The 1,313-nt window shown below is 67.5% G+C and carries 1 protein-coding gene; it reads left to right on the top strand.

What is annotated here, in order from left to right:
• Positions 1 to 1,313, top strand: a 1,313-nt coding sequence (locus tag ABZ783_RS37405) for a condensation domain-containing protein (RefSeq protein ID WP_357447978.1), incomplete at both ends; no start/stop codon positions are given.

The following is a 1,313-nucleotide window of genomic DNA, read 5'->3' as shown; positions in this document are numbered from 1 at the left end:
CTGGCTCAGCTCGAGGGGCCCAGTGCCACCTACAACCTGCCGAACGCGCTGCGGTTCGACGGGCCGGTCGACCACCACGCCCTGCACGCCGCCCTGGCCGACCTGATCGGCCGACACGAAAGCCTGCGCACCCTGATCCGACCGGTCGACGGCGAACCCACCCAGCACGTCCTCGAAGACTTCTCCGTGCCGCTGCACCGGCACACCACCAGCCCGCAGCGACTACGCGACGACCTCACCGCCGCAGCCCAGCAGCCGTTCCACCTCGACCACGACCTGCCCGTGCGGGCCGACCTGTTCACCCTGGACGACCACCAGCACGTCCTGCTGCTCACCCTGCACCACATCGCCGGCGACGGCTGGTCGTTCGCGCCGCTCGCCAACGACCTCACCACCGCCTACCAGGCCCGGCTGCACCACCACGCCCCCGACTGGACACCCCTGCCGATCCAGTACATCGACTACACCCTGTGGCAACGCGAACTGCTCGATACCGTGCGCGAGCAGCAGCTGGCCTACTGGCGGCAAACCCTCGACGGACTACCCGACCACCTCACCCTGCCCACCGACCGCCCCCGCCCAGCCATCGCCAGCCACCACGGCGCCACCACCACCTTCACCATCCCCGCCGCCCTGCACCAGCAGCTCAACGACCTGGCCCGACAACACAACGCCACCCTCTTCATGGTCGTCCACGCCGCACTGGCCGCCCTACTCACCCGCTTAGGCGCCGGCACCGACATCCCAATCGGCGCACCCACCGCCGGACGCACCGACCCGGCCCTGGAAGACCTCATCGGCTTCTTCGTCAACACCCTGGTGCTGCGCACCAACACCACCGGCAACCCCACATTCGCCGAGCTGCTGCAACAAACCCGCACCACCAACCTCGACGCCTACAGCCACCAGGACCTGCCCTTCGACTTCCTCGTCGAAGCCCTCAACCCCCACCGCTCACTGGCCCGCCACCCCCTCTACCAGGTGGCCCTGGCCTTCCAGAACTTCCACCAACCCGACATCCGCCTCCCGAACACCCAGATCACCGCCGAACCGGTCCACACCAACGTCGCCCCGTTCGACCTGGCCATCTACCTCACCGACCACTACGACGCCACCGGCACCCCACTGGGCATCGAAGGCCAAGCCGAATACGCCACCGACCTGTTCAACGCCACCACCATCGAAACCCTCACCCACCGCCTACAAGCCCTACTACAAGCAGCCGCCAACCACCCACACACCCCCATCGACGACCTCGACATCCTCCTACCCAACGAACACCACCAGATCCTCACCACCTGGAACAACACCAC

The organism is Micromonospora sp. NPDC047738 (genome assembly GCF_040642675.1).
In the GTDB taxonomy this organism is placed as follows: domain Bacteria; phylum Actinomycetota; class Actinomycetes; order Mycobacteriales; family Micromonosporaceae; genus Micromonospora.
Note: the sequence above shows the minus strand (reverse complement) of the source record. Positions and strands in the feature narration are given on the sequence as shown.